Source organism: Aureimonas jatrophae, from assembly GCF_900104035.1.
Lineage (GTDB): Bacteria > Pseudomonadota > Alphaproteobacteria > Rhizobiales > Rhizobiaceae > Aureimonas > Aureimonas jatrophae.
This window is the reverse complement of record NZ_FNIT01000002.1, coordinates 1-22,336: the sequence shown is the minus strand read 5'-3', so window position 1 is coordinate 22,336 and position 22,336 is coordinate 1. Positions and strand designations below refer to the sequence as shown.

The window sequence follows — 22,336 nt, the reverse complement described above, 5'->3', positions numbered from 1 at the left end:
CAAGCAATGACAAGCCATTAGCATTCGACCATCTTATCCGATCTGCGAGACGGAAAAAACAAACGGAATATCTGAAAGGCGCGAGGTGCTGAAAAATCATTGTTCATGCGCTTGAGCATCGTCCGGGTCAGAAGTTTTGACGTGTTTTGTTGATATTTCTGCTACGAGAATTGGCTGGTCACGGAAGGGTGAGTGTCCGCATTCCGGAAGGATCACCGCGTTGGCGCTTGGAATAACAGCTGTGATGCGGTCGATCTGATCGATACTGAAGTAGACGTCATCCCGGCCGTGTATCAACAGGGTCGGTGTACGCACCTGCAGAAGCTGCGTCTCAATCGACCAGTCCTGGAAGCGCGGGTCCAGCCAGATACCGACCCAATTCTTGAAGACGGTGTCTGGATCGTCGTGATGGCGTGCGAGCCGCTTGCGCAGATCGCCGCTCGCAAACCGCTCGCGCATCTGCTCGATGGCCTTCAGCGCTCCGATCTCGACGCTGACATGCGGGGCTTCCAGAACGAGACTTTTGACACGGTCCGGCGCCCTGGCCGCTACAAGAAGGGCGATCGCCGTCCCGTCGCTGTGGCCGTGAAGATGGGCGCGGTCGATCCCCAACCGCGCCATGAGGGCCAGGGTCTGGTCCGCCGCCCGGTCCAGAAAGTCCACCCCGGGCGGTTCGGGTAATGGATCGGATCGCCCGAAGCCCTGGCGCGACCAGGCGATCACAGGGTGGCCGGATGCAGCTGCGAGGCGCTCGGGAAAAGTACCCCAGAGCGAAACGGAGCCGAGTGCCTCGTGCAAGAGCAGGATTGGTGCCCCGACGCCTGCGACCTCGCGCAGTTCGATAGCCGTTCCGTCGATCTCGATGAAGGTAGCGTCTGAAGCCATGGTTCTCCGCTCGGGCTTGGCCATGGCTTCGAGCCAGGGCGGACGGCTACATTCGCTCCAGGTTGCCGCGCGTTTCGGACGTGAGCAGGGCGCCCAGAAGATAGACCAGCGTGACGGCGACCGTGAAGATGGCCAGCGTCATCGGGATTCCGGACGGGCCGCCCGCGGCAAGGGACACGAAGGTCGGCAGGATCCCTCCCAGCGCAAAACCGATGTTCCACGACAGGCCCGTTCCGGTCGCGCGGATGGCGGTGGGAAAGCGCTCGTTCAGGTAGATCAGGAGCGGACCGTAGCTGGCGTTCGCCAGGAAGGAGAGCGCGAACCCGCACAGGGCGATGGTCCACAGTCCGGTGGTGCTTCCCATCAGCAGGAACAGGAGCGGGAACGCGACGAGCCGCACCACGCCCATCCAGATGAAGGCGGGCCGACGGCCGATGCGCTGGCTGAGTTCGCCGCCCCCGCAGGCGCCTAGCGCCGCGCCGACATTGGCCAGGATCAGCATGATCGAGGCGGACGATCCGGGGACCCCATTCACGACGTTGTAGAAGGTCGGAAGGTAGCCGGAGGTCAGATAGTAGGCCGAACCGCCACCGAAGGACAGAAGCAGTGTCAGAAGGAAGCCGTTGAGCTGCGGGCGGGAGAACAGGGTGCGGACCGGCGAGGCGTCCCTCTGCGCCGTCGCGTTCTTGAGCGCCTTCTTGGCTTGAAGCTGCTTGAACAGCGGCGACTCTTCGAGGTTGCGGAAGATGACGAGGCCGACCACCGAGGTCAGGAGGCCCGAGAAGAACATCACGCGCCAGCCGGTTTCCGCGAACGCGTCACCGGGGAACATGAGCGAGACCACGAAGAACACCAGCGAAGCCAGAAGGCCGCCGATGGCCGAGCCGCCGCCGCCGACCGCCCCAGACATGAAGCCGCGCCAGCGCTCGGGCACCGTTTCCGTACCGATCGTGTGGGACGACGCGACGACGCCGCCAACGAAGATGCCTTGTACGAGGCGGAAGAACAGGAACAGCGCGGTAGCGAACCAGCCTATCTGCCCCACCGTCGGCAGGAGTCCGAAGATCGCGGTCGAGAAGCCGACGCCTGTGACGGCGACCATCAGCGCTCGCTTGCGACCGAACCGGTCTGCGTAGGACCCGAAGATCGCGGAGCCCAGCGGACGCACCAGAAGTGTGACGGCGAAGGACGCGTAGGCGCCGGCCAAGGACAGCATCGGCTGTTCGGACGGGAAGAACAGTCGCCCGACGACCGGGGCGACGTAGAGCAGAATGAAGAGGTCGAAGAGGTCGAGTCCCCACCCGAACAGTGACGCGGACGCCGCCGTGATGGTCTGCCGTCGGGTGGGTGTCGCGACGGCGGGTTGGTCCGCCTGTTCGAGGGTTGTCATGATCGGGTTCCTCCACGTTTGTGCCGGTCTTGACCGCCGGCGTCGATGAAATCGGGCATGCCTATCCCGGCCCGGCGGCGAGCCAGGGACGAAATGTCTGCCATGTCGGTGCCGCCGAGGGTCGAAAGCCGTGTCGGCTTCGCCGCCTCAGACCCCCTTGAAGGTCGGCCGGCGCTTGGCGTGGAAGGCCTCAACGCCTTCCCGGAAGTCGTCCGACATCCGAAGGCGCGAATAGTTCAGACCCTCCAGCTCGATCGCAGTGGAGAGAAGCGCGTCGTCGCTGTCGTTCAGGAGCTTCTTGGCGGTGCGCTGGGCAAGCGGCGAGAAGCTGCGCAACTCGTCCACGAGCGCCGCGACGGCTGCCTCCAGGGCATCGTCCGGGTGGCATTCGGTGGCGATGCCCCAGTCCAGGGCCTGGCTCCCGGAAATGCGCTTGGAGCGCATCACGATGTCCTTGGTGCGTGTGACGCCGACGATCTTCTGGAGACGCGCCGATCCGCCGGAGCCCGGGATCTGGCCGAGCTTCTGCTCGGGTAGGGAGTATAGCGTCGTCTCGGACGCCAGACGGAAGTCGCAGGCGAGCGAGAGTTCAAAGCCGACGCCGAAGCAGTAGCCCCGGTTCATTGCGATCACCGGCTTCTCGCAGCGTGCCGGTGCGGCCACGTTCCAGGCGAGCTTGGAGACGTGCTCGGGACTGGCTTCCAGGAAGCCCTTGATGTCTCCGCCCGAGGAGAAATGCGCGCCTGCGCCCGACAGGACGATGACACGCACACGCGCATCCGCATCGAGCGCCTCGAAGACGAGACGCAGTTGGTCGCGTGCCGCCATGGACACGACGTTGTAGGGCGGGCGGTCGAGCACGATGTCGGCCCGCTCGGCAGACGGATCGATCGCGACCCTGAAGCCGTCGAGCGACTGAAGCGCCGGATGGTCGAAGCGATGAGGTTCGCTCATGGGGATGATCCTTTGGGGAGATGTCAGGAGGCGACGCGCGTCTCGACCAATGTTTCGGGCTCGTATTCCCCGGCTACGAGCAGGCGTCGCAGCAGCTTGCCGACCGGGCTCTTGGGAATGGCGTTCACGAAGACGTAGGCGCGAGGACGCCGGAAGTTGGCGAGGCCGGATCGCTTGCAGTGCTCGTCGAGTTCGGCTTCGCCGACCGCGCCTGAGCGTTTCACGAAGGCGGTAACAACCTTGCCCCAGCGCTCGTCCGGCAGACCGACCACGGCAACTTCGTCGACGGCGGGATGAAGCGATAGGCAGCTCTCGATCTCGACCGGCGAAACGTTCTCGCCGCCGGTGATGATCATGTCGTCGGTGCGTCCGGTGACGAAGAGGTCGCCCTCCTCGTCGAGAAAGCCGGTGTCGCCCGTGAAGTACCAGCCGTCGCGGATCGCCTTCGCGTCGGCTTCGGGACGCTTCCAGTAACCCTCGAAGCTCTCGTCGCCCTTCAGAAGCACGGCGATCTCGCCTTCTTCGCGCGAGCCGGCGCGCCGCGACGCGTCGCGCTCTCCGAGCTTCACGACCCGGACCATCTGGTTGATGCCGGCACGGCCGGCCGAACCGGGCTTGGCGGGCGCGTTCTGGTCGATCGTGAACGTGTAGACCTCGGACGAGCCGTAGTGGTTGACGAAGAGGTCCGGCTGGAAGCTCTCACTCAAGCGGCGCATGAGGCCGTCGGTCATGGAGGCGCCGGCAAAGCCCAGCTTGGTGACGCTGCGCACGCGGTCCGACGAGAAGGCGGGATGGTGGACGATGTCGTGGTAGAGGGTCGGGACGAGGTAGAGATTGGTGATCCCGTTGTCCTCGATCGCGCGCAGCGCTCCTTCCACGTCGAAGCGCGGAAGGCAGACGAACGCGCCGCCGATCAGCGACGTGGCCAGAAGCGAGCGAACGCCCATCGTGTGATAGAGCGGCATGACGCCGAGCGTTCGTTCGCTGTGCCGATAAAGGTTCTGGGCGACATGGGCGAGCGCTCCGGCGCGCTCGGCATGGTGGCGCCGCGGCACGCCCTTGGGTCGCGATGTGGTGCCCGAGGTGTAGAGCATCAGCGACCAGTCCTGCGCCGACGCGCACGGTTCGAAGGCCTCGGCGCTCCCCGCCATCAGTGCGGCAAGGCTCGAACCGCAGTCCTCCTCCTCGACGGGTAGCCGGATCACGTCCAGCGCTCGCACGCTGCCCTTCACGGCATCGTGGGACACCGGTTCGCAAACGAGGACCCGCGCCTCGGAGTCCTCTAGCGCATAGTCGACCTCGTCGCTCTTGGCCCGCCAATTAAGGGGGGTGACGACGAGGCCCGCGAACTGGCAGGCCCAGTGCAGGGTCGCGTTCTCCCAGCGGTTCTGGAGGAGGGTCAGGACGCGGTCACCTGGTCGCAGGCCGAGATCCGTCAGCCCCTGCGCCAACGCGGCGATGCGCGGGAGCCATTGGGCATAGGTGAGCCGCGTCGCGCCATCGACGATCGCCAGCGCATCCGGATCGCGCTCGACGCTCGCCAAAAAACTGGTTCCCAGGTCAAGCATGCGTTACCTCCCTTCGTGCCTGGTTGAGCCGGTCCCGCGCGTCCAACGCCGCGCGCATGATGGGCGTGTAGCCGGTGCAGCGGCACAAGTGGCCCGACAGGTGATCGCGGATCTCCGCCTCATCCGCGTCGGGCCGGTTCCGGAACAGGAGATCCAACGTGACGAGGATGCCCGCCGTGCAGAAGCCGCACTGGAGCCCGTGGTGACGGCGGAACGCGTCCTGCAGCACGGACAGGGTGCCGGCCTGCGGCTCCAGCCCCTCGACCGTACGGACCTCCTGGCCGTCGATCTGGCCCGCCAGAACGAGGCAGGCGCGGACGGGCTCGCCGTCGATCTCCACCGTGCAGGCGCCGCAGACGCCGTGCTCGCAGCCGACATGGGTGCCGGTCGCGCCCAGCCCGTGTCGCAGGACATCCGTCAGAAGGGTGCGTGGCTCCGCCAACGCCTCGACGGGCCGCCCGTTCAAGGTGAAACGGACGGGGCGGCGTTCGGCTTTGGTCAGCTTCGGCATCTTACCGCCTCCTCGATGGCTTCGCGGCCAAGACGGCGCACAAGTTCGCGCCGGTAGCGCGGGGTGGCATGGAGGTCCTCGCGCGCGTCGAGCGACCAGGCGAAGTCGTTCAACGCGTCCTCCAGGTCGCCGCTTTCGGGATCGGGCAGGTCTCGAAGCGCCGGCACGTCGCTCACCCCGCCGACCGCCAGGCGAACGCCCTCCGGACCGGCCACCGCCGCCACGGCGACCACGGCGTAATCGCCGTGGCGGCGGGCCACCTCGCGGAAGCCGAAGCCCTCGCCGGGCCGGCGCAGCGGAAAGGATGCCGCCTCGAGCATCTCGCCGGGCTGCATCGCCGTCGCCATCATGCCGAGAAAGAAGTCCCGCGCGGCGACGGTTCTGCGCGCCTTCTTCGTGCGCAGATGGATCTCGCCTCCCAAGGCGATCAGCACCAGGGGAAGCTCGGCGCTCGGATCGGCATGCGCCAGCGATCCGCACACCGTTCCGCGCGACCGGGTTTGGACGTGGCCAACGTAGGGAATGGCGGCGGCCAAAAGCGGAAGCCGGTCGGCCAGATCCGGCCGCCGTGCGAGCTCGACCTGCCGCACGCCCGCACCGATGCGAAGGGCGCCCTTGACGAGGTCGGCGGCGCGCAGTTCCGCAAGGCCCATGATGTCGATCAGCACGCCGGGCCGCGCTAGGCGCATGTTCAGCATCGGAACGAAGCTCTGGCCGCCGGCCAGAACGCGTCCGTCCTCGCCCGCCTGTGCGAGGGTGTCGAGCGCTTCGGTCAGCGTTTCGGCCCGCACGAGATCGAAAGGCGCCGGCTTCATGCACCCCTCCCGAGCAGGCGGCGAAGTCGCGCAAGGAGGCCGGGTGCCGTGTCCGCTCCACCCCCGACATGAGCGGCGAGCGATTTGAAGAACTGGCCGATCACGACGCGCGCCGCGCCGTCCAGTAGGCGGCCACCGACCGAGGCGACCTTGCCGCCGATCACGGCCTCGTAGCTGTAGTGCAGCGTGGTCCGATCCGGCGCGGTCTGCGCCAGAGTGATCCGTCCCGAGCCTCGGCCGAAGCCGAGCGCGCCGTCCGTTCCGCCAGACAGCGTGACCGCCTCTGGCTCGGCGAGGTCCGAAAGCTCGATCTCGGCGCGGTATCGTCCCTTCACCGGACCGACGCCGAGCGTGACATCGGCCAGGAAGCGCGTGGGCGAGACCTTGCGCACGTCGTGAGCGCCAGGAATCACCGCTTGGAGCGTCCTGGGATCGAGCAGCATGTCCCAGACCGCCTGTCGGGGCGCCAACACCTCGGCCGATCCTTCGCCTGTCAGCTTGCGCTCGCCCGGTTTGGCGGGCGCGGCGACCGATTTCGTGGACGCTTCGCGGGAGGGCTTCTCCTCCGATGCCAGACGATCCGCCAGACGCGCCGGCACGAGCGGCAGCGTCACCTCGTCGAAGCCGCAGGCGTCCGCCACCGCGTTGGCGAGGCAGACCGGGGTCGACATGCAATTCCCCTCGCCGACCCCCTTGGCGCCGAGCGGGGTGAAGGGCGAAGGGCTCTCGTAATGGAGGATGACCGGCTCAGGCACCTCCATCACGGTCGGGATCAGATAGTCGGCTAGCGTCCCGGACAGGAAGCTGCCGTCCGGGCCATAGGCATACTCCTCGAGCAGAGCCGCGCCGACCGCGTGGGCGAAACCGCCCGTCACCTGCCCCGCCACCATGCCGGGATGCAGGATGCGGCCGCAATCGTGCATCGTCACGTATTTGTCGATGCGCACCGCGCCGGTCAGCCGGTCCACCTCGACGCCGCAGAAGTCGAAGATGAAGCCGTGGCAGAGCGAGGAGTTCACCGCGTCCTCGTCGTCCGGCGCGATCAACTGCTCCGGGGTCCAGAAAACGGTTTCGCGGATCGTCTGGTCGACGTCGTCCGGCAGCGTGCCCGGGGCCCAATGCGTCGCGGCGGCCACGCGCGCGAAGGATACGGCGTTTTCCGGGTTGCCCCGCGCCTGAGCGCGGCCGTTCACAAGTTCTACTTCGTCCGCCGCCACGTTGAGTTGTCCAGCGGCGACGCGCTTCAGTTTGACCGCGATCCGGTCGGCGGCGAGCTTGGCTGCCCCTGCGACGGCCGGCGCGAAGCGACTCGAATAGTTGCCCGAGGCGATGGACCAGGCGTCGCGCGCCGTGTCGACGTCGGCGAGAACGCGGATGGCGTCGGGCTCGAGGCCCAGGACGTCGGCGACGACCTGAGCCAGCACCGTGCGATGCCCCTGTCCCTGCGGCACGGAGGCTACCTTGACGGACACGGCGCCGAGCGGATCGATCGAGATCGTCGCGGTGGCCTGGGCTCCGTTCTTCGGACCGGCCTTGTGGCGTGCGGCCGGCGACAGAACGGCGGTGATGTAGCCCATGTTGGACACGCTCGGCTCGACGGCGGCCGTGTAGCCGATGCCGTAGAGCCGGCCCTCCTCACGCGCCGCCCGCCGGGTTTCCAAAAGGTCCGCCAGCTGGCCCTCGTCGATCGCGCGGGCCATCGCCGCCTGGTAGTCGCCGCTGTCCAGAAGGGCGCCGGTCGCCGTCCGGTAGGGGAAGGAGCCTGCCGGCACGAGATTGCGCCCGATCACGTCCAGGGGATCGAGCCGGAGTTCCACGGCGATCCGCTGCATCAGCCGCTCGAGCGCGAAATACATCTGCGGCCCGCCGAAGCCCCGGTTCAGGCCGGTCGGGGTCTTGTTGGTCAGCACGATCCGGTTGCGGATCGCGACATGGCGGATGGCGTAGGCGCCCGTCATGTTACCGTGCATGCGGTAGAGGGTGGCCGGCTCGGGTGCGCGCAGATGCGCACCACAGTCCTCCAGTTGATCCCAGCGCAGCGCCGTGACCCGTCCGTCCGACTCGACGGCCGCCTCCAGGGTGGTGACGCGGTTCGTCGCCGACACGGACGCCGACAGATGCTCGAGCCGGTCCTCGATCCACTTCACCGGCCGGTCGGCGAGGCGGGCGGCCAGCGCCATGAGGATCATATAAGGAAAGACGCCCTGCTTGATGCCGAACGATCCGCCGGAATCGGGCGGCGTGCGCAGGCGCATCCGGTTGCCCGGCACGTTCAGGGCACGTGCGACGACGGCGTGGATCGAGAACGGACCCTGGAAGTTGGCCGTGACGTCATAGGCATCCTCACCCGGATCGTAGGATGCGACGACGCCGTAGGTCTCGATCGGCGTGCCTGAGTTGCGAGGATAGCTGACGGTGACCGCCACGCGGCGGGACGCCGCCGCGAACGCCGCATCCGGCTCGCCGTAGCGAAACAGGCGCTCGTTGATGACGTTGCCGCCCAAGGACGGATGAAGCGTCGGCGCGTCCGGCTCCGCCGCCGTGCGTGGATCAACCACCACCGGCAGAATTTCGTATTCGACCTTGATGAGATCAACGGCGTCTTCGGCGATGTAGCGATCGGCGGCCACGACCACGGCGACCGGCTCGCCGACATAGCGCACCCGGTCCACGGCGATCGGCCAAGCCTCGACATCGGCCTTCACTCCGACGGTCATGGCGCGGGATAGCCGACGCACCTCGTCCGCCGTGAGGACACAAGCGACGCCCGGCAGGGCGAGGGCCGCCGATGCGTCGACGCGCTTGATCGCGGCATGGGCATGAGGCGAGCGAAGGACGGCGGCGTGCAGCGTTCCAGGCGCGATCGGCAAGTCGTCCACGTAGCGGCCGCGGCCCGTCAGCAGCGCGGCGTCCTCGACCCGCGGCACCGAACGTCCCGTCCAGCCGCCCGATGGCGGAATGGCGGTCATCTCTTGGTATCCTCCCGAGGCACCCGCTCGTCGGGGATGCCGTATGAGAGGCGAGCCTAGGGGGGACGGTAGGGTGCCACGATCCCACCCGGTCTCACGGCTTACCGAGGAGTCTCAAAATCAGACGGGCTTTCGCGTCACGGCACGAAATCCCGACGGCGACGACCCTGCATGGTCGTGAAAGAAACGCGAGAAATGCGCGGGAACGGAGAAGCCGAGGCTTTCGCTGATCGCAGACAGGTGCGCCTCGCTGCCCGAAACAGCTTGGACAGCCCGCTCCAATCGCGCGGCGTTGAGATAGACCCGGGGCGAAACGCCCATAGAAGCTTCAAACAAGCGAAAGAACTGCGCACGCGAAACATGAGTCGCAGCAATCAGATCATCGATCTGGCGTATTGCGCCTGGGTCCGCATCGATCTGGGCGGCGACCGTGCGGATACGGTGATCGACGCTCGGCCCTCTCGCCAGATTTCTGAGCGACACCGCTGTTTCGCGCCATGGCGTGAAGCGCTCGATCACCGCGATCATCAGATCCGACAAGAACGTCTCGTGAAGGGTCTGCGCCGCCGGCTCGGTGACCATAGCTCGGGCCATGTCGTCGGTGAGCGCCCGAATGCGAGGCGTGATGGCGCCGGTGGCCTGAGCGAAGAAGCCGGGTCTGCCGCTCGCGGTCCAGTTCGGCCTGAATTCCGCGAGCCATCGCGGCTCGATGTAGAGTGCAAGGATGATCGTCGGCGGGCGGCGTGGGTCATGCGCATAGGCATGTGGTTCCCACGCGTTAACGAGGACGGCACTTTCGTTCGTCAAAGGAACGAGATCGTCGCGCACCGAGAATTGTGTATCCGCACCCTCGACCTTCAATAGGACGTGGCAATGAGGATGAGCGTGACGCACGAGGGGACGATTCATGTCCAACAGCGCGACGCGGCCAAATTTCCCTTGAGCAATTCTAAGGGCGCTCGACATCAGGAAATCGTACGACATTCACGTTCGAATGGCATGCCCCACCGCTCGTCAACTCAGTTTGCCAGCCAATCGATTGGGCTCAAATGACCCTGATAGCGCCGTCTGTAGAACGGCAGCTTTTGATGTGATCACTCCTGAAACTGCCCGTCCGCTTTCGGCCCGACCCTTCTGGGGAAGCATCCGGCGGCACGCTCTCTGTCGCACAATCCTATCGGCCGTTCTAGCCATGGGAGAACGACAATGGGACATACGACATTCGATCCGACTGGTAGTGGACGCAAAGCATGGAACGCAGGCCGCATGGTCGGTGCCAAGCGCGCGCTGAAGGCGCCACAAGTTTGGGCCATCCGCTTCTGGCTCGACCATGAGGGACGGTTGCGGGACCGCGCTCTTTTCGATCTCGCCATCGACAGCAAGCTGCGAGGCTGCGACGTCGTAAAGGTCAAGATCGGAGACCTGGTCTCAGGCGGACGCATCCGGGCACGCGCAATCGTGGTCCAGCGCAAAACGAAGCGTCCCGTCCAGTTCGAACTGTTGGATGCTGCACGGGCAAGCCTACAAACATGGCTGGAGCGTCGCGGCGGTACGGTCGACGACTATGCCTTCCCGAGCCGCGTCGACCGCGCGACGCATCTGAGCACCCGGCAGTATGCCCGGCTCGTCGACGAGTGGGTGACGGCGATCGGCTTGCGGAAGGAGGACTACGGCACGCACTCGCTGCGTCGGACAAAGGCGTCGATCATCTATAAGGCGACCGGCAACCTGCGAGCGGTCCAGATTTTGCTCGGCGACACGAAGATCGAGAGCACGGTCCGCTATCTCGGTGTCGATGTTGAGGACGCCTTGACGTTGGCTGAGGGTACCGAAGTGTAGCCTTCGACTACGCCGGTTCAGGCTGGTGCGGAACGGCCGCTTTCAGGACTCGACGGCGGCCGTTCCAACTGCTGGACTGGGTGGAAACCTGCCTGTCCGCTTTTCGAGCGCAGGGTTGAGAAGCGGACATAGTTGGTGGCCGGATCGATCGGGGAACGGTACGTTCAGCCTCATGATCCGCAGGGACAACGCCGGCGTGCCTTGCTCGATCGCGGTAACAGTCGGCGATCACGGTCCTGCCGAGCCTTTGGTTCTCAGAGGACGAGATCGGCGACCTGTAGGCCGGGTGAGAGAAGGCGATCAGGCGGCTATCGATCACGGATGTTCGGAAGCTGCCACGAGCGGAATGGGGACCATGATCGGCCAAGCCTTTTTGGCAAGACACTTCGAAACGCTCCTATCCGATCCATCGTCCGCATCGGCGATCTATCTGTGTGGCAAGGGCGTGGACGTGCCGATCGGCCTCACATCCGCAGGGCGTGTCCATGACGACCCCGCGATGACGTTGGACACGCCGTTCCGCGTTGCCAGCAACACCAAGACGTTCACGGCCGCGACCGTTCTACGACTTGCCGAGGCGGGAAAGCTCTGCCTCGACGATGCGATCAGCGATCACCTCGATAGGGCGACATACCAGTGCCTTCAGTCCGCAGGATTCTGCTGCGAGCGGATCACGATCCGCCACCTTCTCGCCCACTCGTCCGGCTTGGCCGACCACACCGACGATCCGAACTATCTCGCAGCCGCGTTCGAGGACCCTTCGCGTGCATGGACGCGGATGGAGCAAGTCCAGATCGGCGCATCGCTTGCCAAGCCGATCGGGGAGCCGGGCGCTGTCTATCACTACTCCGATACGGGCTACGTCCTCTTGCGCGAGGTGATCGAGCGGGTGAGCGGTCGCTCGTTGGCTGCGACGGTCCGTGACGAGTTGGGTTTCGAGCGGCACGGGCTGCGTGCGACCTGGTGGGAAGGCGCGGAGGTCCCGCACGTCGATGCCGAACCCCGTCGCCGCCAGTTCGTTCATGGCCGCGACGTGACCGATCTGCACCCAAGTGTGGATGCCTACGGTGGCGGCGGACTGGTCGTGTCGGTTCGCGACTTAGGGGGTCTGACCGCGGCCCTGTTCGAAGGCAGGGTTCTGCGGCAGGAGACGACCTTGGCCGAGATGCTCGCGCCGACAGGGGCCGAACGCGACGACGGGTATCGCCTTGGCGTGATGGCGATCTGCGCAGGCGGTTTCGAAGTGTATGGCCATGTCGGCTACTGGGGAACGGCAGCCCTCTACGTTCCAGCCTTGGGCATCGCGCTGGGGGGCTTTGTGGCGGAACGGGATCGGCGGCCGGACCTCATCGCCTCGATGCTCGGCTTCGTGGTCGCGCTCGGCGAGGCGACCGACGTCGCCTGCGCGTTCTGACGACCGGTTTCGAGCGTTTCCCGAAACGCCCTAAGTGTCCCAAGTGGATCGGAAGCACATGGGCCGCTTCCGGGCGTCCGCTTTCATGACTGCCGGAGACCTGACGGGGTGGAAAGCTTCCGGTCCGCTTACGGTTCAACTCGCCGCCAAAGCCGCCGTTGCAGCAACGATCGGACATGCCGGTCGATACGGGTATCGCCGGGTTGGCGCGAAGCCTGAAGGCTGTGCTCAATTCGTCAGGTCCCGGTCCCAAGGCGGGGTCGGTCCGAACCGGTCGACCAGAAAGTCGATGAAGGCGCGGACCTTGGCGGGAGGGCGGCGGTTGGCGGCGTAGACCGCGTAGACGCCAGGCAGCTCCAGCAAGGGACGATCGAGGATGACCCTGCAAAGCTTGCCGGACCGGATGGCGTCGCCGACCAGGAAGGTTGGCTCGTAGACGAGCCCCTGTCCGGCCAGAGCTGCTGCGACCAGCACGTCGCCGTTGTTGGCGCGTAGGTTGCCTTGGATGGGAACGGCGTGGCTGCCGTCCGTCTCGAACGCCCAGCTTCGGGGACCGAGCGTGCTCGACAGCGTGTAACCGAGGCAGTTGTGAGTGCTGAGGTCCGCGACTGTCCGGGGCGTGCCGTGCGTGCGCAGATACTCCGGTGAGGCGGCCAGAAGCAGGTGGCAAGGCGCCAGCCTGCGGGCGACGAGCGACTGGTCCCGGATACGCCCGATCCGGATAGCGAGGTCCCACCCTTCCTCGACGAGGTCGATGGTCCGGTCGTTCAGCCCGAGATCGACGACAAGGGAGGGATTGAGCTCGGCGAAGGCCGGAAGCAGCGGGGCGAGAGCACGCACGCCGAACGACACGGGCGCGTTAACACGCAGGACACCCGTCACCTCGACGCGCTCGGCCATGGCCGCGGCATCCGCTTCCTCGACTTCGGCGAGGATACGCTCGGCGCTTTCGAGGTAGCGGCGACCCGCCTCCGTCAACGTGATGCGACGTGTCGTGCGATGGAGGACCTTGACGCCGAGCCGTTCCTCTAAGGCCGCCATGTGCTTGGTGGCCATGGTCTGCGACATGCCGAGCGAGCGAGCCGCGCCGGACAGGCTGCCGAGTGCGGCCACGCGAGCGAAGACCTGTAGTCCCGTGAACTTGTCCAGCATCAACTCACTCCTCGAGTGTGAGCTGTTATGCATCGTAGCCGGATTATCGAACAAGTTGGCACGGGGCACATAGAGCAGGTCAAACGCTGGAGTTCCGGACATGATCGACACCCGCACAGCACCCTATGCCGCCACACTTCTGCGCGTTGCGCTGGGGATCCTGTTCCTCGCCCATGCTGGCCTGAAGGTCTTCGTCTTCACGCCAGCCGGCACGGCCCAGTTCTTCCAAAGCCTCGGCCTTCCCGGCCCGCTCGCCTATCTCGTCATCGTCGTCGAGATCGTGGGCGCCGTCGCCTTGATCGCCGGCGTGTACAGCCGGCTCGCCGCCTTGGCGCTCATCCCGATCCTGCTGGGTGCCATTGCCACCGTTCACGGCCCGGCCGGCTTCTTCTTCACCAACCCGAACGGCGGATGGGAATTTCTCGCGCTTTGGATCGTCGGACTGCTTGGGGTCGCTCTCCTGGGCGAGGGCGCCTACGCCCTTCGCCTGACCCCGTCCACCCTTCGCAGCACCGCGACGCATTGACGACCAACGCCTGCCTCTCCGTCCCGAGGAGCCCGTCATGACCACCGCCACACAGACGCGCCCGATCGCCTCGATCGATCCCGTGCTGACAGCAGACCCGCACAGGATCTCGAAGATCACGCTCGTCGTGCACGACCTCGACCGCGTCGCCGACTTCTACCGCAAGGTCATCGGCCTGGAGGACACGGGGCGCGCCGGGAACACGGTGGGCCTTGGGGTGAACGGCAAGACGCTCCTCGAGCTGCGTCACGAGCCTTCCGCCAGGCTTCGCTCGCCGCGGGAGGCCGGGCTCTTCCATGTAGCCTTTCTGCTGCCCGAGCGGGCCGACCTCGGGGCATGGGTGAACTTCGTCGCGAGACAGTCCATCCCCGTCCAGGGGGCGGCCGACCACCTGGTGAGCGAGGCGCTCTACCTCGCCGATCCCGAAGGCAACGGGATCGAGATCTACGTCGATCGCCCGAGTTCACAGTGGTCCTGGGATGGCGACACGATCCGCATGTCGTCCGATCCCATCGACATGCAGGATCTGATGCGCTCGGGCGCCGGTAGGGCATGGTCCGGGTTCCCAGACGGCGGCATCGTCGGGCACGTCCATCTCCAGGTCGGCGACCTCGTCCGTGCTGAGGGTTTCTACGGCGATCTCCTCGGCTTCGATCTGACGAACCGCTACCCCGGCGCCCATTTCTTCGGGACGGGCGGATACCACCACCAGCTCGCCGCCAACATCTGGAATAGCCGCGGCGCGCTGCCCCGGACCGACCTGTCGACGGGTCTGTCGCATGTCGAGATCGAGACGGCCCGCGATGTCCTTGAGGCGACCCGGGGACGCTTGGCCGATCGGATGGATGTCGACGAGCCATCGCGCCTGACGGTTCGCGACCCCTGGAACACCGCGATCACTCTCACCGCCGGCTGAAGCCCGGGACGGCTTCCGCATGCGCCACGGGTTTCGAATGCGCGGGGCGTGTCCGACCGAGCCGACCCAGGCCTTGGGCGCTGACGCTACGGTCTGTTGCCGGGACCCTAGAGGTCCCGGTCCAGTCGACCTGAATCACCACCAACGACCATCACCATCACGGAGAATCGTCATGACCATCGGCATCACCGGAGCCACCGGCCAGCTCGGCCGCCTCGTCGTTCGAAGCCTTCAGGCCAAGTCTGGCGCCGAGCCGATCGTCGCGCTGGTGCGCTCGCCCGAGAAGGCCAGGGAGTTGGGCGTCGAGGCCCGCGTCTTCGAATATGCCCGTCCCGACACGCTCGCTCCGGCTCTTGCGGGGATCGACACGCTGCTCCTGATCTCGTCGAGCGAAGTCGGACAGCGCGAGGCGCAGCATCGCAACGTGATCGAGGCCGCCAAGACGGCGGGCGTCAAGCGCATCGTCTATACCAGCCTGCTGCATGCCGATCGCTCGCCCATCAGCCTCGGCACGGAGCACCGTGCGACCGAGGCGCTGCTGGCGTCCTCCGGCATTCCTGCGACGATCCTGCGCAACGGATGGTACACGGAGAACTACACCGCCTCGATCCCCCCAGCGCTCGCGAACGGCGCGTTCGTCGGCAGCGCCGGAGAGGGCCGACTGTCGCTTGCGACACGTGCCGACTACGCGGAAGCGGCGGCAACCGTGCTGACCAGCGAGGGCCACGAGGGCCGAACCTATGAGCTGGCCGGCGACGACGCGGTGACGCTTGCGGACCTCGCCGCGGAGATCTCGCGCCAGACCGGCCGTGACATTCCCTACCGCAACCTGTCCCAGGCCGAGTATGCCGGCATCCTGAAGCAGGCCGGCTTGCCGGAGATGTTCGCGGAAGGACTGGCCGCCTGGGACGTGGACGCCTCGAACGACGCCCTGTTCGATCACGGTCGCCAACTCTCGAAGCTGATCGGCCGCCCGACCACGCCGCTCGCCGATGCGGTCCGCGCACAGCTCGCCGCATAGCCATGAACATCGACCTGAGCAGCAGAACCGCTGTCGTCACGGGCTCGACCGGAGGCATTGGCTTCGCCATCGCCGCCGGCCTGGCCCGGGCAGGCGCCGACGTCACCATCGTCGGACGCTCGCAGACAAGCGTCGACGCCGCCCTGGCGAAGCTGGGCGGCGCCACGGACCGGGCCCGCATCCGCGGTGTCGCCGCGGATGCGGGCACCGCAAAAGGCTGCGCCGTCCTGGTCGCGGCCGTTCCGGAGGCCGACATCCTCGTGAACAATCTCGGCATCTACGGCGCCCGCGACTTCTTCGACATCTCTGACGCCGAGTGGGAGGAGGTCCTCTCGGTCAACGTCATGAGCGGCGTGCGCCTTGCTCGCCACTATGCCAAGGGCATGCGAGACCGCGGATGGGGCCGCATCCAGTTCGTGTCGAGCGAGTCGGCGCTGAACATCCCGGTGGAGATGGTCCACTACGGCGTCAGCAAGGCGGCGGTCCAGGGTGTCTCGCGGGGCCTTGCCAAGGTTCTGGCCGGCAGTGGCGTCACCGTCAACAGCATCCTTCCCGGTCCCACGCGCACGGAAGGCGCGGTCGAGATGCTGCGGGCCCTTGCCACCGAGCGCGGCGTCGAGGCGGACGAGATGGAGGCGCTGTTCCTGCAGGAGAACCGTCCCTCCAACCTCCTCGGACGCTTTGCGGACCCGGACGAGGTGGCGGCGATGAGCGTCTACCTCGCGTCAGCGCAGGCCAGCGCCACGACGGGCTCGGCCCTGCGGGTGGACGGCGGGACCGTGGAAAGCATCGCCTGAGCACCAGACGAAGCAGGAAACGGGGAAGCGACCCATGCTCATGAACGGAAAGTGGGTTGCCGACTGGCAGCCAGTTCAGGCCAAGGACGAGAAGGGCGGCTTCGTCCGCCAGACGTCCAGCTTCCGCAACTGGATCACACCGGACGGCAGCCCCGGACCGACGGGCGAAGGCGGCTTCGAGGTGGAGGCTGGCCGCTACCATCTCTACGTCGCGCTGATCTGCCCGTGGGCGTCCCGGACGTTGATCGGTCGCAAGCTGAAGAAGCTCGACGACGTGGTGAGCGTCTCGGTGCTCGATCCGGAGCTCTCGGACGAAGGCTGGCGCTTCGGTGAAGAGCAGGACCCCGTGAACGGCGCGATCTACCTTCACGAGATCTACACCCGTGCCGACCCGGCCGTTTCGGGACGAGCCACAGTGCCGGTTCTCTGGGACAAGAAGAGCGGCACGATCGTCAGCAACGAGTCCGCGGAGATCCTGCGGATGATGAACTCGGGCTTTGGCGACCTCGCCGACGCTTCGATCGATCTGTACCCGACGCAACTGCGTGAGCAGATCGATGCTCTGAACGACGAGATCTACCCCAAGCTCAACAACGGCGTGTATCGCGCCGGCTTCGCGACCACACAGGTCGCCTACGACGAGGCCGTCGTCGACGTGTTCGACATGCTGGACGTCCTAGAGAGACGGCTCGCCGACGGTCGCAGCTTCCTGTTCGGCGACGAAGTGACCGAGGCGGACGTGCGCCTCTTCGTGACGCTGGTGCGCTTCGACGCAGCCTATCATGGGCTCTTCAAGTGCAACGTCCGTCGCATCGCCGACTATCCCAGCCTGAGCCGCTACCTGACGAGCTTCCTCGGTCTACCCGGCGTCCGGGAGACGGTCAGTCTCGATCACATCAAGCGCGGATACTATTCGGTCAAGGCTCTCAACCCGACTGGCATCGTGCCGATCGGTCCTGAGCTGCCCTGGGCAGCCTGAGGGGTGTCCCAGAGTTCCCGAAGCGCGGCCACGGGTGCTCCTCGCAACCGCAGCACTGCTGCGACCGACCGTTCAGTTGGGAGGGGTCGTAGCCAATCAACGGGACGAAACCCGATCGGTCAGTCAGGATCGGGACGCTTCCGGATCCGTGGAGATTGCGGATCCGGTCGTCGAGACTGCCTCTTCCCAGCTAGGGTAGTTCAGCCGCGGCACGAAAGAAGGATGGATCGAAGCGAACGGCAGCTTCGGGAACGGAGAAAGTAGGTTGGCAGCGTCTGAAAAGGGTCGATAGCGGTCAGACCGCTTCCGGACGCTCGCGTCCTTGCTGGCGATCGGCGTAACCCTCTCGGGCAACGGCCCGGCAGCTTTGGGTGGAAAGCGGTCTGTCCGCTTCCGAGATCGATCGCGTGGGAAGCGGACAGTAGCGACCTGCCGGTATCCCACGCATCGTCATTTGTTCAATTGCCTTCCGAACTGAGCGACCCAGCAAGAGCATCCCGCCTGCTGTCAGCAAAGTCAGGTCGAGACGCGGCCGGGGCCCGGTTCGGTCCTGCGCGGGTATCGAACTTTCCGTCCGACTTCAGAAGCCCTCGAGCACGACCTTGCCCCGCGCCCTGCCGCTCTCGAGGAGGGCGTGTGCCTGACGCAGGTTCGCGGCGTTGATAGGCGTCAGCGTGCTCGTTGCGGTGGTGCGGATGCGGCCCTCGTCCGCAAGCTGCGCGACTTGGCCGAGGATCCGACCCTGTTCGCCCATGTCGGCCGTCTGGAAGATCGAGCGGGTGAACATCAGCTCCCAGTGGATCGAGACAGCTTTGCGCTTGAACGGGGTGACGTCGAGGGCGTCGGGATCGTCGATGAGGCCGAAGCGGCCCTGCGGAGCGATGAGTTCGACGATCTCGGATAGGTGTCGGGTCGTCTCGGTCGTCGAGAAGACGAAGGCGGGGGCGCCGATTTCGAGGGCCGCGACCTGTTCGGCCAAGGGCCGGGAATGGTCGATCACGTGGTGGGCTCCGAGCTCGCGCACCCAGGCTTCGGTCTCGGGCCGCGATGCGGTCGCGATGACGGTGAGCTGGGTGAGCGCACGGGCGAGCTGGATGGCGATCGAACCGACGCCACCGGCGCCGCCGACGATCAGGACTGCGTTCGCTGCGCCGGGGACCGGCCTGGCAACGTCGATCCGGTCGAACAGCATCTCCCAGGCGGTGAGGGCCGTCAGCGGCAGGGCGGCGGCCTCGGCATCCGACAGCGATGCCGGCTTTGACCCGACGATGCGCTCGTCGACGAGATGGAACTCGCTGTTGCTCCCCGGGCGGGCGATCGAACCGGCGTAGAACACCTCATCGCCGGGCTTGAAGCCGACAACCTCGTCGCCGACTTCGACGACCTGCCCGACCGCGTCCCAGCCTAGCACCTTCCAACCGTCAACGGTCGGCCGCGCGCTGCTGCGGACCTTGGTGTCGACCGGGTTCACCGAGACGGCCCTGACCGCGACGAGGAGATCGCGCCCGGTCGGAACGGGCCGGGGGAGTTCGATGTCCTCCAGCGCGTCCGGTCGATCGATCGCTCCGGGCGTCTTGTAGCCGATGGCCTTCATGATGCGTGCTCCTGCTGCCGCTTCGCTTGTTGAGACGGGCAGAACTTGGCTGTAGGCTCATGCGATCTCAATACGCACAAACGCAGCCCATAGTGTCGAAAAGGATACCGTCATGGCGAAGGCCAGGTTCTCGCGGTTCGATTGCAGTCCTGGCTGTTCGGTGGAAGCGGCTGTCGGCTTGATCGACGGCAAGTGGAAGTCGGTGATCCTGTTTCACCTTCTGTCAGGCACGCTCCGCTTTGGCGAGATCCGAAGGCAGATCGCGAACGTGACGCCGCGCATGCTGACCAACCAGCTCCGGGAGCTGGAGGAGGACGGATTGGTGCAGCGAAAGGTCTATGCCCAGGTGCCACCGAAGGTCGAGTACAGCCTCTCGCCACTCGGGCGGACGATGGAGCCAATCCTCCTCGCTTTGAAGGGATGGGGCGACGCCAATCTCGGCCTCTACGGCAAGCCGAAGCACGCCTCGCCCGCGGAAGGGGTGGCGAACGAAAAGGGCGAGGAGGGACGCCAAGCCGCCTGAGCGGGAGGACCGCTTGCGGGTGCGCACAGACGGGCTGCAAATATTTGCGGAGGAGCGATAGCGGACGGACTGCTTCGACACGTCCGTTTCCCCCGGGCGCCGATCGCCTCAGAAGGGTGGAAAGCTCCCAATCCGCTCTCGTAATGAAGCTAGCAATAAGCTGCCATTCGAGATCGTGAGGGGCTTTCCCGCAAAAGATGGTGAAGCGGAAAAGCTCAAGCGTTGAGGTCGGTGATGACCTCGCCGATCAGCGACCTCAGCCAGCGGTGCGCTGGGTCATGTCTATAACGAACGTGCCAAGCCATCTCGACGGGGAAGCTGCCGAGGTCGACCGGGGCCGGCAGGATCTTCAGCCGAGGCTCCTGCATCAGCCGCTTGCAGATGAGCGAGGGTAGGGTGGCGCAATAGTCGGTCACCGCCACCATCTCGGCGACCGCGAAGAAGTTGGTCACGGAGATCGCTACGTCGCGCTTCAGTTGCTGCTGGGCCAGCGCCTGGAACAGCCCCGCACGCATCCGTCCTGGCGGCACGATGTTGACGTGCTTCATTGTCTCGAACTGCTCACGCGTCAAGGCATCGGCGACGTTCGGATGGTCGGCGCGTACGGCGCATGCGAACCCTTCGTCCATCAGGTGCTGAACGACGAGGTTGTCGGGCGGGTCGACGATGCGACCCAATACGAGGGCCGTCGTTCCGGAAACGACACCCGTTTCGGCGAGATCGTTGCCGTACGGCGTCAGGTGGAGCCGGATGCCGGGCGCAACCTTCTGCAGCCGCGCCACAACAGCGGGGACGAGGACGAACTCGGCATAGCCGTTCGGCGCGATGGTGAAGAGCCGTTCCGCCTGCTTTGGATCGAAGGCTTGTTGGCCAAGGACCACATCGTCGAGCTGCGCGAGCGCCTCGGTGATCCGTGGCGCGAGTTCGAGCGCGACCGGCGTCGGCTGGACGCCGTAGCGCTCACGGACGAACAACTGATCCTGAAGCATGAGACGGAGGCGGGACAGGGCGTTGGACGGCGCCGGCTGGGTCATGCCCAAGCGCCCGGCCGCCCGTGTGACGCTGCGCTCCTCCATCAAGGCGATGAATATCGGCAGCAGGTTCAGGTCATAGCGCATGCAGTCATCATGTAGGCCGCATATCTCAAATCAATAATATAAATTTCTCGAATATTGCGGCCGTGCCCATCTCCCTCCCATCGGCGACGGACGCCGCGAACATGAAGGCTCAGATGCGCATCAACGTGGCGATCGCTGAGGCGGAGCCACGATCCGGCGCAAGCTGAAATCCGACTCGAAGGGAACATGGCAATGACCAAGGGCATCGAAGACAAGGTCGTCCTCATCACCGGCGGCAGCACCGGCATCGGCGCTGAGACCGCCCGACTTCTTGCTGAACGGGGTGCGAAGGTCGCCATCGCTGCACGACGCAAGGACAAGCTCGATGAGGTCGTGGCGGAGATCGTCGCGAACGGCGGCACGGCACGTGCCTACGCGCTCGACGTCACCGACAAGTCGGCAATCCAGTCCGTCGTCGCCGCGATCGTAGCTCACTTCGGCCGTCTCGACGTGCTGATCAACAACGCCGGTCTGATGCCGATTCGTCCGATGGCCGAGGTCAACACGGACGAGTGGGACCAGATGATCGACGTCAACCTGAGGGGCACGCTCTACGGCATCGCCGCAGTTCTTCCCGGCTTCCTCGATCAGGGCAGCGGTCACATCATCAACCTGAGCTCGGTTGCGGGGATCAAGGTCTTCGCACCGGGTGGCACGGTCTACTCCGGCACCAAGTTCGCCGTCAGCGCGATCAGCGAGGGTCTGCGCCAGGAGGTAGGCGAGAAGGTCCGCGTCACGTCGATCGAGCCCGGAGCGGTCGAAAGCGACCTGAAGTTCACGACTTCGGGCACGGCTGCCGAGACGGTCCTCGACTTCTACAAACAGGCGATCCCAGCAGCGTCGGTGGCGCGCGCCATCGCGTTCGCTGTCGAACAGCCCGAGGACGTCGACATCAATGCAATCGTCATCCGGCCGACCGCTCAACAGTTTTGAACACCAAGAGGAGGCGGGGCGGAGTGTGCCCCGCCTTCGTCACGTCCGCTGTCACAACCGTCGGGGACTGTTGAAGAAGGCCTGACGTTCGCCCTGCTCGTCCCGAAAGGGAACGGCTAGCGAGAACGTCGATACCAGACCACGACGTAGCCCGGGCCGGGCCCAAATCTTCCCAAAACGTGTTCCCGAATGCCTCTTTCCGAAATGGCCAAGCGACGATGGAGATACGAGACCTTTTCCACGCGTTGGAATGACCGCTTTCGGAAATCCGCTTGGTGCCTCGGAAGGGCAATGAAGGGTCGATAGCGGATGGACCGCTTCAGCATCTCCGCCTCCCCTGGTCTGCCCCCTGAAAAGTGGTCCTCCCTGAAGTAGGCTTTCGAGCCGATGGAGGATGCCCAAATGGGACAGAAGAAGCACAAGCCGGAAGAG

Annotated in this window: 20 protein-coding genes; 9 read left to right on the top strand and 11 right to left on the bottom strand. The window is 65.7% G+C overall.

Annotation, left to right across the window (positions count from 1 at the left end; translation table 11 throughout):
- Positions 1-96: 96 nt before the first annotated feature.
- The 8 genes from BLQ76_RS04630 to BLQ76_RS04595 form a co-directional block, all read right to left on the bottom strand.
- Entirely contained in the window at positions 97-885 is a 789-nt protein-coding gene (locus BLQ76_RS04630) for an alpha/beta fold hydrolase (protein ID WP_170842474.1), read from the bottom strand.
- Positions 886-931: 46 nt separating this feature from the next.
- Entirely contained in the window at positions 932-2,275 is a 1,344-nt protein-coding gene (locus BLQ76_RS04625) for an MFS transporter (protein WP_090669743.1), read from the bottom strand.
- 147 nt (positions 2,276-2,422) lie between these two features.
- Positions 2,423-3,229 carry an enoyl-CoA hydratase/isomerase family protein gene (locus BLQ76_RS04620; protein WP_090669740.1) on the bottom strand — a complete coding sequence of 269 codons (807 nt, stop codon included), beginning with the start codon at positions 3,227-3,229 and terminating at the stop codon, positions 2,423-2,425.
- A gap of 23 nt (positions 3,230-3,252) precedes the next feature.
- A complete protein-coding gene (locus BLQ76_RS04615; protein ID WP_090669737.1) occupies positions 3,253-4,797 on the bottom strand; it encodes an AMP-binding protein in 1,545 nt (514 codons plus the stop codon).
- On the bottom strand, positions 4,790-5,308 hold the full coding sequence (locus BLQ76_RS04610) for a (2Fe-2S)-binding protein (RefSeq protein ID WP_090669733.1): 519 nt from the start codon (positions 5,306-5,308) through the stop codon (positions 4,790-4,792). The genes BLQ76_RS04615 and BLQ76_RS04610 overlap by 8 nt, the downstream gene beginning before the upstream one ends.
- Complete coding sequence (locus BLQ76_RS04605) at positions 5,296-6,123, bottom strand: FAD binding domain-containing protein (RefSeq protein WP_090669730.1); 828 nt, start codon at positions 6,121-6,123, stop codon at positions 5,296-5,298. Before BLQ76_RS04605 ends, BLQ76_RS04610 begins: the two co-directional genes overlap by 13 nt.
- Positions 6,120-9,092: a xanthine dehydrogenase family protein molybdopterin-binding subunit gene (locus tag BLQ76_RS04600; protein ID WP_090669728.1), complete on the bottom strand. Its 2,973-nt coding sequence runs from the start codon at positions 9,090-9,092 to the stop codon at positions 6,120-6,122. The genes BLQ76_RS04605 and BLQ76_RS04600 overlap by 4 nt, the downstream gene beginning before the upstream one ends.
- 120 nt (positions 9,093-9,212) lie before the next feature.
- Positions 9,213-10,058: a helix-turn-helix transcriptional regulator gene (locus BLQ76_RS04595; protein WP_090671283.1), complete on the bottom strand. Its 846-nt coding sequence runs from the start codon at positions 10,056-10,058 to the stop codon at positions 9,213-9,215.
- A gap of 240 nt (positions 10,059-10,298) precedes the next feature.
- On the opposite strand from BLQ76_RS04595, the gene BLQ76_RS04590 reads away from it, so the two are divergent.
- Together BLQ76_RS04590 and BLQ76_RS04585 are read left to right on the top strand one after the other, a co-directional pair.
- Entirely contained in the window at positions 10,299-10,931 is a 633-nt protein-coding gene (locus BLQ76_RS04590; RefSeq protein WP_090669725.1) for a tyrosine-type recombinase/integrase, read from the top strand.
- A gap of 499 nt (positions 10,932-11,430) precedes the next feature.
- Complete coding sequence (locus tag BLQ76_RS04585; RefSeq protein ID WP_170842473.1) at positions 11,431-12,345, top strand: serine hydrolase domain-containing protein; 915 nt, start codon at positions 11,431-11,433, stop codon at positions 12,343-12,345.
- Positions 12,346-12,573: 228 nt separating this feature from the next.
- Here BLQ76_RS04585 and BLQ76_RS04580 read toward each other — a convergent pair whose 3' ends face one another.
- Entirely contained in the window at positions 12,574-13,497 is a 924-nt protein-coding gene (locus BLQ76_RS04580; protein ID WP_090669719.1) for a LysR family transcriptional regulator, read from the bottom strand.
- Positions 13,498-13,597: 100 nt separating this feature from the next.
- Here BLQ76_RS04580 and BLQ76_RS04575 point away from each other — a divergent pair, with 100 nt between their 5' ends.
- From BLQ76_RS04575 to BLQ76_RS04555, 5 genes are all read left to right on the top strand, one after another.
- On the top strand, positions 13,598-14,023 hold the full coding sequence (locus BLQ76_RS04575) for a DoxX family protein (protein ID WP_090669716.1): 426 nt from the start codon (positions 13,598-13,600) through the stop codon (positions 14,021-14,023).
- Positions 14,024-14,060: 37 nt separating this feature from the next.
- Positions 14,061-14,939: a VOC family protein gene (locus tag BLQ76_RS04570; RefSeq protein WP_090669713.1), complete on the top strand. Its 879-nt coding sequence runs from the start codon at positions 14,061-14,063 to the stop codon at positions 14,937-14,939.
- A 172-nt stretch (positions 14,940-15,111) separates the two neighbouring features.
- Complete coding sequence (locus BLQ76_RS04565; RefSeq protein ID WP_090669710.1) at positions 15,112-15,960, top strand: SDR family oxidoreductase; 849 nt, start codon at positions 15,112-15,114, stop codon at positions 15,958-15,960.
- Between the two features lie 2 nt (positions 15,961-15,962).
- A complete protein-coding gene (locus BLQ76_RS04560) occupies positions 15,963-16,757 on the top strand; it encodes an SDR family NAD(P)-dependent oxidoreductase (protein WP_090669707.1) in 795 nt (264 codons plus the stop codon).
- A 34-nt stretch (positions 16,758-16,791) separates the two neighbouring features.
- On the top strand, positions 16,792-17,736 hold the full coding sequence (locus tag BLQ76_RS04555) for a glutathione S-transferase family protein (protein ID WP_090669704.1): 945 nt from the start codon (positions 16,792-16,794) through the stop codon (positions 17,734-17,736).
- Between the two features lie 580 nt (positions 17,737-18,316).
- Here BLQ76_RS04555 and BLQ76_RS04550 read toward each other — a convergent pair.
- Entirely contained in the window at positions 18,317-19,330 is a 1,014-nt protein-coding gene (locus tag BLQ76_RS04550) for a zinc-binding alcohol dehydrogenase family protein (protein WP_090669701.1), read from the bottom strand.
- Positions 19,331-19,442: 112 nt separating this feature from the next.
- Between BLQ76_RS04550 and BLQ76_RS04545 the strand changes: the two genes are divergently transcribed.
- Positions 19,443-19,853 carry a winged helix-turn-helix transcriptional regulator gene (locus BLQ76_RS04545; RefSeq protein ID WP_090669698.1) on the top strand — a complete coding sequence of 137 codons (411 nt, stop codon included), beginning with the start codon at positions 19,443-19,445 and terminating at the stop codon, positions 19,851-19,853.
- Positions 19,854-20,068: 215 nt separating this feature from the next.
- Here the strand turns inward: BLQ76_RS04545 and BLQ76_RS04540 are convergent, their stop codons facing one another.
- Entirely contained in the window at positions 20,069-20,971 is a 903-nt protein-coding gene (locus BLQ76_RS04540; protein WP_090669695.1) for a LysR family transcriptional regulator, read from the bottom strand.
- A gap of 192 nt (positions 20,972-21,163) precedes the next feature.
- Between BLQ76_RS04540 and BLQ76_RS04535 the strand changes: the two genes are divergently transcribed.
- Positions 21,164-21,904: an SDR family oxidoreductase gene (locus tag BLQ76_RS04535; RefSeq protein ID WP_090669693.1), complete on the top strand. Its 741-nt coding sequence runs from the start codon at positions 21,164-21,166 to the stop codon at positions 21,902-21,904.
- Positions 21,905-22,336 lie beyond the last annotated feature (432 nt).

What these genes read in the sequence shown, in the direction of transcription:
- BLQ76_RS04630 (WP_170842474.1), bottom strand. Translation starts at nt 885, where the DNA reads ATGGCTTCAGACGCTACCTTCATCGAGATCGACGGAACGGCTATCGAA.
- BLQ76_RS04625 (WP_090669743.1), bottom strand. Translation starts at nt 2,275, where the DNA reads ATGACAACCCTCGAACAGGCGGACCAACCCGCCGTCGCGACACCCACC.
- BLQ76_RS04620 (WP_090669740.1), bottom strand. Translation starts at nt 3,229, where the DNA reads ATGAGCGAACCTCATCGCTTCGACCATCCGGCGCTTCAGTCGCTCGAC.
- BLQ76_RS04615 (WP_090669737.1), bottom strand. Translation starts at nt 4,797, where the DNA reads ATGCTTGACCTGGGAACCAGTTTTTTGGCGAGCGTCGAGCGCGATCCG.
- BLQ76_RS04610 (WP_090669733.1), bottom strand. Translation starts at nt 5,308, where the DNA reads ATGCCGAAGCTGACCAAAGCCGAACGCCGCCCCGTCCGTTTCACCTTG.
- BLQ76_RS04605 (WP_090669730.1), bottom strand. Translation starts at nt 6,123, where the DNA reads ATGAAGCCGGCGCCTTTCGATCTCGTGCGGGCCGAAACGCTGACCGAA.
- BLQ76_RS04600 (WP_090669728.1), bottom strand. Translation starts at nt 9,092, where the DNA reads ATGACCGCCATTCCGCCATCGGGCGGCTGGACGGGACGTTCGGTGCCG.
- BLQ76_RS04595 (WP_090671283.1), bottom strand. Translation starts at nt 10,058, where the DNA reads ATGTCGAGCGCCCTTAGAATTGCTCAAGGGAAATTTGGCCGCGTCGCG.
- BLQ76_RS04590 (WP_090669725.1), top strand. Translation starts at nt 10,299, where the DNA reads ATGGGACATACGACATTCGATCCGACTGGTAGTGGACGCAAAGCATGG.
- BLQ76_RS04585 (WP_170842473.1), top strand. Translation starts at nt 11,431, where the DNA reads ATGACGTTGGACACGCCGTTCCGCGTTGCCAGCAACACCAAGACGTTC.
- BLQ76_RS04580 (WP_090669719.1), bottom strand. Translation starts at nt 13,497, where the DNA reads ATGCTGGACAAGTTCACGGGACTACAGGTCTTCGCTCGCGTGGCCGCA.
- BLQ76_RS04575 (WP_090669716.1), top strand. Translation starts at nt 13,598, where the DNA reads ATGATCGACACCCGCACAGCACCCTATGCCGCCACACTTCTGCGCGTT.
- BLQ76_RS04570 (WP_090669713.1), top strand. Translation starts at nt 14,061, where the DNA reads ATGACCACCGCCACACAGACGCGCCCGATCGCCTCGATCGATCCCGTG.
- BLQ76_RS04565 (WP_090669710.1), top strand. Translation starts at nt 15,112, where the DNA reads ATGACCATCGGCATCACCGGAGCCACCGGCCAGCTCGGCCGCCTCGTC.
- BLQ76_RS04560 (WP_090669707.1), top strand. Translation starts at nt 15,963, where the DNA reads ATGAACATCGACCTGAGCAGCAGAACCGCTGTCGTCACGGGCTCGACC.
- BLQ76_RS04555 (WP_090669704.1), top strand. Translation starts at nt 16,792, where the DNA reads ATGCTCATGAACGGAAAGTGGGTTGCCGACTGGCAGCCAGTTCAGGCC.
- BLQ76_RS04550 (WP_090669701.1), bottom strand. Translation starts at nt 19,330, where the DNA reads ATGAAGGCCATCGGCTACAAGACGCCCGGAGCGATCGATCGACCGGAC.
- BLQ76_RS04545 (WP_090669698.1), top strand. Translation starts at nt 19,443, where the DNA reads ATGGCGAAGGCCAGGTTCTCGCGGTTCGATTGCAGTCCTGGCTGTTCG.
- BLQ76_RS04540 (WP_090669695.1), bottom strand. Translation starts at nt 20,971, where the DNA reads ATGCGCTATGACCTGAACCTGCTGCCGATATTCATCGCCTTGATGGAG.
- BLQ76_RS04535 (WP_090669693.1), top strand. Translation starts at nt 21,164, where the DNA reads ATGACCAAGGGCATCGAAGACAAGGTCGTCCTCATCACCGGCGGCAGC.